Raw genomic sequence first — 8,247 nt, forward strand, 5'->3', positions numbered from 1 at the left:
TCATGAAACTGGTATCCTGGAACGTCAACGGCCTGCGGGCCTGCCTGAAAAAAGGGTTTCTGGAGCACTTTTCTGCGCTGGACGCCGATGTGTTTTGTCTGCAGGAGACCAAGATGCAGCCCGGCCAGGCCGATCTGGATCTGCCCGGGTATCAGGAGTTCTGGAACTCGGCGGAAAAGAAGGGCTACTCCGGCACCGCCGTCTTTACCCGCGTCCCTCCCCTGTCGGTCTCCTACGACATCGATGACCCGGACCACGTGGGAGAGGGACGCTCCATCACGGTGGAATTTGAGGACTTCTATCTGGTGACGGTGTATACCCCCAACGCCCAGGACGGTCTGAAGCGGCTGGATTACCGCATGGCGTGGGAGGACGCCTTTCGGGACTACCTGCTGACGCTGGATCAAAAGAAGCCGGTGGTGGTGTGCGGCGACCTCAATGTGGCCCACCAGGAGATCGACCTGAAAAATCCGAAATCCAACCGGGGCAATCCCGGCTTCTCCGACCAGGAGCGGGAGAAGTTCTCCCAACTGCTCGCCAGCGGCTTTACCGACACCTTCCGCTGGCTCCATCCGGACCTCACCGGAGCCTATTCCTGGTGGAGCTATCGTTTCCACGCCCGAGAAAACAACGCCGGGTGGCGCATCGACTATTTCCTCACCTCCGACCGGCTCCGCCCACGCATCGAGGACGCCTCCATCCATGCCGACATGGACGGCAGCGACCACTGCCCGGTCTCCCTGCTCCTTCTGTAACCACTTTTTCAGAAAAATGACAAAAGGATGACAAAACGCCTCCAGCCATTGTGCCCGGAGGCGTTTGGGACTACAATGAGGACAATCTTCCATTGGAGGCAATGCCATGAAAAAAATACTTCTCCCCCGGCTGACCGCGGCCGCCTGTTCTCTCACGCTCCTTTTGGTCCCCGCGGCCCGGGCGCTCACCCCGGAGCAGGCCGGCTCTCTCCTTCAGCAGTTTTATGTGGACAGCGTTCCGGAGGCGGTTTTGAACCAGCCCTCCATTTCAGATATGATCGAAGCCCTCGGCGATCCCTACACCCAGTATTTCACTCCCGAGGAATACCAGCGCTTTAACGCCAGCATGTCCGATGCCTCCCTGGTGGGTATCGGCGTAGTGTTCACCGTCACGGAGGAGGGCCTGCTCCTTGACCGGGTCCTGGACGCCTCTCCCGCTTTAGAGGCGGGGCTGCGGGGCGGGGACCTCATTCTCCAGGTGGACGGCCACTCGGTGCTGGGCCAGGACTCCAACACTGTCACCGGCTGGATCCAGGGCAAAGAGGGCACCCAGGTGAAGCTCGTTTACCGCCGGGACGGTCAGGAGGCCACCGCCGTCCTCACCCGCAAGATGATCGTCATCCCCGCCACCACCACCGAGCTGCTGGACGGACATATCGGCTACATCCGCTGCACCACCTTCGGCAACGAGACGGTGGGCCACTTCCGGGAGGGCATCACAGCCTACAAGGATCAGGCCACCGCCTGGATCGTAGATCTGCGGTCCAACACCGGCGGTGTCACCGAGGCCGCTACCGAGGCTGCCGGGCTGTTCACCGGAGTCGGCGAAATGGCCTACCTCCGGGATGGAGAGGGCGAATATGGCGCCTACTACCACAAGGAGGAGAGCCTCACTCTTTACCCGGTCATCGTCCTGGTGGACTCCTATACTGCCAGCGCCTCTGAAATTTTTGCCTCTGCCATCCGGGACCGGGGAGCAGGCATCGTGGTGGGCACCCGCACTTTCGGAAAGGGCGTGGCACAATCCGTGCTGGATGAGGACAGCATGCCCGATTTCTTTGCCGACGGAGACGCCATAAAGATCACCTCTCACCGGTTCTATTCCCCCGCCGGAAACACCACCGACCAAGTGGGCGTCATCCCCGATCTGCTGGTAGATCCGTCTTACACCGCCGACATTGCCTATCTGCTGGCTGGGGCCGATCCCAAGGGAAACAACCAAAACACCCTGCGTCTCGATCTGGACTGGCAGTGGTACATAGACCTATCCACCGCCGCCGGCACCGACTACCGGGATGCCTTTCAGGCCCTTTTGAACGCCGTACCAGACAACAAAGACCTTTGGCTGTCCAACGGCAGCGGCGGCTGGACCCGTTCTTCGGCCTCTGCGGTAGCCCAGCGCGTCGGCCTGACCTACCAGGCCCCGGTCTTTCCCGACCAGGAGGACTCCGACTACCTCACCCCCCTGAGCGTTCTCAAGACCTACGGACTCATCAGCGGCAAGGACGACGGAGACTTTCATCCCTCGGACACCCTCACCCGGGCCGAGTTGTGCCAGCTGCTGGCCTCTGCCCTCAACTGCCGGGTGCCCGAAAACAAAAGTCCCTATACTGATGTCTCCCCCGAGGCCTGGTACTCCCCTGCCGTCACCGCCCTGTCCAATCTGGGGCTGGTCACCGGCACCGGGGACGGCTCCTTCCGCCCCGAGGACACCATTGACCACCAACAGTTTATCACCATCATGGGCCGTCTGGCCCAGCGGCTGAATATGCATCTCTACAACACCGCTCAGGAGGCTCCCGACGGCTCCTACAATGTGGTGGGCCTGATGCACTACGCCGACTGGTCCAAGGCCTCCGCCTGGCTGATGTCTTACAGCCAGAAGGGCTATCTCGGAAACACCATCACCCTGCTCTGGGCTGACGCCGGAGAGATTGCTCCCACTGCCGCCACCACCCGGGACGAGGCGGCCTACACCCTCTACCGGCTGTTGTCCTATGTGGATATTCTCCCGGCATAACTACAGAAAAAACTGCCCGCCGATCGAATTCGACCGGCGGGCAGTTTTTTTGCCTAGAACAGATCCTTTCCCTTCAGGATCACCGCGATCACAGCCACAATGACGGCGGTGAGCGCCAGAGGGAACCACCAGAACCGGTCCATCGGCAGACCGGCCACATTCATTCCGTAAAATCCAAACACGATGTTGGGGATCGTGAGCAGAATAGTGATGGAGGTCAGCACCTTCATAATGACGTTCAGGTTGTTGGAGATCACGCTGGCAAAGGCGTCCATCATACCTGAGATGATGGAGGAGTAGATTCCTGTCATCTCGATGGCCTGCCGCACTTCGATGAGCACATCCTCCAGCAGCTCCTGATCCTCCTCGTAAAGCGGCAGGATGCGGCCCCGGAGGATCTTCTCCAGCGTCACTTCATCGGCCTTCAGGGACGTGTTGAAGTAGACCAGAGACTTCTCCAGATCCAGGAGCTGGATCAGTTCCTTGTTCCTCTGCGACTTATAGAGCTGGCGCTCCATGTGATTGTACAGCTTGTCGATCTGCCGCAGATAGTAGAGATACCGTTTGGCCACCTGGAGAAGGATATAGAAGATGAACCGGGTCTTTTTCTGGGTCTGGGCCGCCTTGATAAGCCCATTTTCAAAATCCTGGAGAATGGAGCTCTCCCGGGTGCAGACGGTGACGATATGGTTTTCCGTCACCAGGATGCCCAGGGGAAGCGTGGAATAGAGCACCGGATCGCTCCCCTCGGCAGAGGGGAGGTCGATGATGATCAGGGTCTGTCCGTCATCGGAGTCCACCCGGGAAGTCTCCTCCTCGTCCAGCGCCGCCCGCAGAAAGGTCTGGTCCACCTCCAGCGCCTGGGAGACCCGCGCCAGCTCCGCCTCTGTCGGGCTGATGAGGTTGATCCAGCATCCCTCCTGGATCTCCTTCACTGCGGTCATTTTTCCGTCTATGGTTTTGCGGATGGAGAGCATGGCCCCCGCCCCCTCTTCTCTTTTCCGCCCGGTTGGGGCTGTTTTGACATCTGTGTTCATTATAGTTTACCCAGCGAAGAATTGCAAGGTTCCTTGCAGGTGGCTTTTTTGTAAAGTCTTTGTAACTGCCGTTGTTTTTTTCGCAGAAGAGGCATAAAATAATGGAACACTATCCTTTGAGGGAGGGCCTTTCGATCATGGCCACTTGTGGAATTGCGGACGTGGGCTCCAACACCATGCGTCTGTCTATTTTTCAGTATGATGAAGCCGGTTTTCGGCTTCTGCTCAACAAAAAAGAAATGGCCGGTCTGGCCGGCTATGTAAAAGAGGGAGTGCTCTCCCCGGAGGGCATCCGGGTCGCCTGCCGGGTCCTTCTGAGCTTTCGGATCCTGCTGGAGAATCTGGGGATCTCTGAATTTCACGCCTTCGCCACCGCCTCTCTGCGAAACATCTCAAACACCGAGGAAGCCGTGGACGTCATACGGTCGGAGACCGGCGTGGCACTGGAAGTCATCTCCGGTGCCGAGGAGGCCGTGCTCTCCTTCCGGGGCGCTCTCAGTGCCTCCCGGCAGCCGGAACACACCGGGCTGCTGGCCGACATCGGCGGCGGCTCCACTGAGCTGGTTGCTTATGAAAACGGCGCCATCCGGTCCGGGCGCAGCCTGCCCATGGGCTCCCTCTCTCTGTACACTCAGTTTGTCTCCGGGCTTTTCCCCACTCCGGAGGAGGCCAAGCGCATCCGACAGCAAGTCCGGCAGGAACTGAGCCGGGCAGGCTGTGACGACTGTACTTCCTTCCCTCATCTCCTGGGTGTGGGCGGAACCATCCGGGCTGTGGGCAAGCTCTGCGATGATCTCAACGGCGGGGCCCCCGGACGCCTTCTCTCCGCCGAGGAGATCCGGGAGCTCTACCACCTGTTGAAAAAAGGCGACAAATCCACTCTGCGCCAGATCCTCCGCTCCGCCCCCGACCGGGTCCACACCTTCCTCCCCGGCCTGATCATCCTCAACACCGTCATCAAGATCCACGGAGTGGAGACCGTCTCAGTCAGCGCTCAGGGTGTCCGGGAGGGCTATCTGCTGTGCCGCGTCATGGGAAAGGGGGGCCGCGATGTCCAGGCGGGATGAGGTAGACACTCGTTACACCCAGGAGCGGGAGCTCTCCTGGCTCAAATTCAATGAGCGGGTGATGGAAGAAGCCTGGGACGAGACAGTCCCCCTCTTCGAGCGGCTTAAGTTTGCCGCCATCTTCACCAGCAATCTGGATGAGTTCTTCATGATCCGGGTGGGGAGCATCGGGGACATGGCCCTCATCAAGGAGCCCCATGTGGACAACAAGAGCGGGCTCACCCCCGCCCAGCAGCTCGCCGCCGTCTTTCAGGCCGTACCGCCTCTCTACCGCCGCCGGGACAAACTGTTTCTTGCCCTGGAGAAGCGGCTGCGGGCCTGCAACGTCTGCAATCTGGAGTGGAGTGAGCTGGATGGCCGGGAGCGCCGTCAGGTGGAGCGCTTTTTCCGGAACAGTGTCTCCCCCATTCTCTCCCCCCTGGTAGTGGACGCCCACCACCCATTTCCCCACCTGCCCACCAAACAGCTCAATGTAGCTCTGTCCCTCAAACGGGACGGAAAAGAGTATTTGGGCCTGGTGCCCATTCCCCGGTCTCTGCCCCCTTTTCTGCAGTTGGAAGAACGGGGCCTGCGCTACGTACTGACCGAACAGGTGGTGCTCACCTTCGCCCACGAGCTCTTCGACAGCTACTCCGTGGGGGCCCGGGCGGTGGTCTCCGTCACCCGGAATGCCGATATTTCTCCAGAGGACGAGGACAGTGAGGCAGAGGACGATTTTCGCCAGCACATGAAGCGGGTATTGAAGAAACGGGCCCGGCTGGCGCCAGTGCGGCTGGAATATCAGGGGGAACTGGCACCGGGAACCCTGCTCTGCCTCCGCCAGCGCCTGGGGCTGGACGAAGAGCGCGTCTTTCACTCCAAGGCCCCCCTCTCTCTGGACTATGTCTACGCCCTGGAGCCAAAGCTCCCGCCTGAGAGTCGGGCCGCGCTCACCTACCCTCCCTTCACCCCCGGATGGCCCGCGGGTCTCTCCCAAACGGAACCCATGATCCCACAGATCCTCCGGCGGGACGCTCTTCTCTTTTACCCCTACCACTCCATGGAGCCTTTTCTTCGTCTGGTGCGGGAGGCGGCCTCCGACCCGGACGTCCTCTCCATCAAAATTACCATCTACCGGCTGGCCTCCAAGGCAAAGCTGGTGGAGTATCTGGCGGCGGCGGCGGAGAACGGCAAAGACGTCACTGTGCTCATGGAGCTGCGGGCCCGCTTCGATGAGCAGAACAACATCCAGTGGGCAGAGCGTCTGGAGGAGGCCGGATGCACCCTCATCTACGGCATCGAGGGCTACAAGGTCCATTCCAAGATCTGTCTCATCACCCGCCGGGACCGGGGCCGGGTGCAGTGCATCACCCAGATCGGCACCGGCAACTACAATGAAAAGACCGCGAAGCTCTACACCGATTTCTGCCTCATGACAGCCAGCCCCGCCATCGGCTCCGACGCCGCTGCTTTCTTTCAGGACCTGTCCACCGGCAATCTGGAAGGAGAATACCGCCTGCTGCTCGCCGCCCCCCACAGCCTGCGCCCCACCCTGCTCAGCCTCATGGACGGGGAAATTGCCAAGGGCAGCAAGGGCTTTCTCTTTCTCAAAATGAACTCCATCACCGACCGGGTTCTGATCGATAAGCTGGCCCAGGCCAGCCAGGCCGGGGTCAGGGTCCTGATGAACGTGCGGGGCATCTGCTGTCTGCGCCCCGGCGTCCCCGGGCTCACCGATCATATCCGGGTTTTTTCCATCGTGGGACGCTTTCTGGAACACCCACGGGTTTTTGTCTTTGGAACGGGTGAGGACGCACGGATGTACATCGGCTCAGCCGACTTCATGACCCGCAATACCCAGCGCCGGGTGGAGATCGCCTGCCCGATCCTAGATCCTGGCGTTCGTCGGGAGCTGGCTCACGACATTGAAGTGCTGTGCAGAGACAATACGAAGGCCCGGCTCATCGGATCGGATGGAAGCTTGTCGCCTATTCCCCGGCCCGAGGGCGAAGCTCCTGTGGATGCCCAAGCAGTATTTTTACAGGAGGCTTTGCAGGAGCAAGCCGAGACCTCCACCGTCCTGCCGCCGGCAACCTCGGAGTCCGACGGATTCTTTACTTGGCTAAAAAAACGCCTGGGCAGAGGCTAACCCTCTGCCCAGGCGTTTTTTCCATGCAGCGTCACTTTTCCTTTTCTGATCCTCCCAAAGAATCGAACAGTCAACAAAGTAGAAGCCGACATCCCTACCTCACTGAAAGGCGCAAAAGTCAACATATTTTTGCAAAAAAGATAAAAAAGTTTCAGACACAGGCCGCGAAGGCGGTGGAGAAGACCGCGTCAGCAGATCGGAAGCCCAGGATTTCGCGGGGGTAGGCGTTCAGCCAGTCTTCGACCTTCTGGATTTCCTGGACACTGACTTTGCTGAAGTCGGTCCCCTTTGGGAACCAGCGGCGGATCAGGCCGTTCGTGTTTTCGTTGGTCCCACGTTCCCAGGAAGAATAGGGGTGGCAGTAGTAGACCTTCGTCCGCGGCCCCTTCCGGCGACAGCTTCGTTCCATGCCGTCGACGTCAGCAAACTCGGAACCATTGTCGACGGTTATCGACTTGAAGGTGGCACGGAAGGCCGGCGATCCCATCTTCCGTTCCAGGCGGTCCAGGGCGCGAACCACGCTGGCGGCGGTGTGGTCCTGGACCTTGATGATCAGTTCCTTTCTGGACAGCCGTTCAGACAGGACCAGAAGGGCCGGCTTCGTCTTCTTCTTTCCAAGGACGGAGTCCATTTCCCAATGACCGACAGTCGTCCTGGCGTTCACTTCCTCCGGCCGGTGTTCAATGCTGGTTCCGGCGGACGCCCTGGCGCCCTTCTTGTGGGTACGGGTGTAGCCGCGCTTCTTCTTGCCGTGGCGGGGAAGGTCGCGCATTTCAAGCGACAGGAAGACGCCCTTCCGGATATAGGAATACAAGGTCGACTTACAGATCGACGTTTTGAACTTCAGGCCCTGGACCTGGATTTCACCCAGGACCGCCGCCGGTGAATATCCGTCGCCGGCGATCCGCTGTTCAATATAGGCCGCCAGTTCGTGATCGTTGCCGATCTTCAACTGGGGGCCTTTATTCGTGCCGTTGTACTTCTTGACCGCTTCGGCGACGTCACAGCTATACCGGATTTCCTCCGTCAGGTCGGAATTAGTGTGGACATACTGGCCCCGCTTCAGTTCATAATAGACCGTCCGAAGGCTGACACCCAGGGCGTCGGCGATGGCCTGTTTCGTCATGCCCTGGCGCATATACTTTTCAATGTTCAGGCGGTCCGTCCTGGTCAACTGCTTGAATCTGCGACGCTTCATGGTGTTTTCCTCCGTTCGGTAGAATAAAAGGCCCCGTCCTTT

General features: G+C 59.7%; 6 protein-coding genes. 4 read left to right on the plus strand and 2 right to left on the minus strand.

Translation table 11 applies throughout. The annotated features are described in order from the left end of the window. Positions 1-2 precede the first annotated feature (2 nt). The gene (locus ACQRD3_RS10150; RefSeq protein ID WP_427781327.1) at positions 3-755 is read left to right on the plus strand and encodes an exodeoxyribonuclease III; all 753 of its coding nucleotides are present in this window, start codon (positions 3-5) and stop codon (positions 753-755) included. Positions 756-861: 106 nt separating this feature from the next. After that, on the plus strand, positions 862-2,775 hold the full coding sequence (locus ACQRD3_RS10155) for a S41 family peptidase (RefSeq protein WP_080907775.1): 1,914 nt from the start codon (positions 862-864) through the stop codon (positions 2,773-2,775). 53 nt (positions 2,776-2,828) lie between these two features. Here the strand turns inward: ACQRD3_RS10155 and ACQRD3_RS10160 are convergent, their stop codons facing one another. Then, on the minus strand, positions 2,829-3,752 hold the full coding sequence (locus ACQRD3_RS10160) for a magnesium transporter CorA family protein (RefSeq protein WP_198933281.1): 924 nt from the start codon (positions 3,750-3,752) through the stop codon (positions 2,829-2,831). A gap of 161 nt (positions 3,753-3,913) precedes the next feature. Between ACQRD3_RS10160 and ACQRD3_RS10165 the strand changes: the two genes are divergently transcribed. Further along, positions 3,914-4,879: a phosphatase gene (locus ACQRD3_RS10165; protein ID WP_427781329.1), complete on the plus strand. Its 966-nt coding sequence runs from the start codon at positions 3,914-3,916 to the stop codon at positions 4,877-4,879. Further along, entirely contained in the window at positions 4,863-7,007 is a 2,145-nt protein-coding gene (ppk1, locus tag ACQRD3_RS10170; RefSeq protein ID WP_427781331.1) for a polyphosphate kinase 1, read from the plus strand. The genes ACQRD3_RS10165 and ppk1 overlap by 17 nt, the downstream gene beginning before the upstream one ends. 151 nt (positions 7,008-7,158) lie before the next feature. Here the strand turns inward: ppk1 and ACQRD3_RS10175 are convergent, their stop codons facing one another. Beyond that, complete coding sequence (locus ACQRD3_RS10175) at positions 7,159-8,205, minus strand: IS30 family transposase (protein WP_427781333.1); 1,047 nt, start codon at positions 8,203-8,205, stop codon at positions 7,159-7,161. Between the last annotated feature and the right edge of the window lie 42 nt (positions 8,206-8,247).

It is taken from the genome of Candidatus Pseudoscillospira sp. SGI.172, assembly GCF_050313575.1.
Classification (GTDB): Bacteria; Bacillota; Clostridia; order Oscillospirales; family Oscillospiraceae; genus Vermiculatibacterium.

What these genes read in the sequence shown, in the direction of transcription:
- ACQRD3_RS10155 (WP_080907775.1), top strand. Translation starts at nt 862, where the DNA reads ATGAAAAAAATACTTCTCCCCCGGCTGACCGCGGCCGCCTGTTCTCTC.
- ACQRD3_RS10165 (WP_427781329.1), top strand. Translation starts at nt 3,914, where the DNA reads ATGGAACACTATCCTTTGAGGGAGGGCCTTTCGATCATGGCCACTTGT.
- ppk1 (WP_427781331.1), top strand. Translation starts at nt 4,863, where the DNA reads ATGTCCAGGCGGGATGAGGTAGACACTCGTTACACCCAGGAGCGGGAG.
- ACQRD3_RS10150 (WP_427781327.1), top strand. Translation starts at nt 3, where the DNA reads ATGAAACTGGTATCCTGGAACGTCAACGGCCTGCGGGCCTGCCTGAAA.
- ACQRD3_RS10175 (WP_427781333.1), bottom strand. Translation starts at nt 8,205, where the DNA reads ATGAAGCGTCGCAGATTCAAGCAGTTGACCAGGACGGACCGCCTGAAC.
- ACQRD3_RS10160 (WP_198933281.1), bottom strand. Translation starts at nt 3,752, where the DNA reads ATGCTCTCCATCCGCAAAACCATAGACGGAAAAATGACCGCAGTGAAG.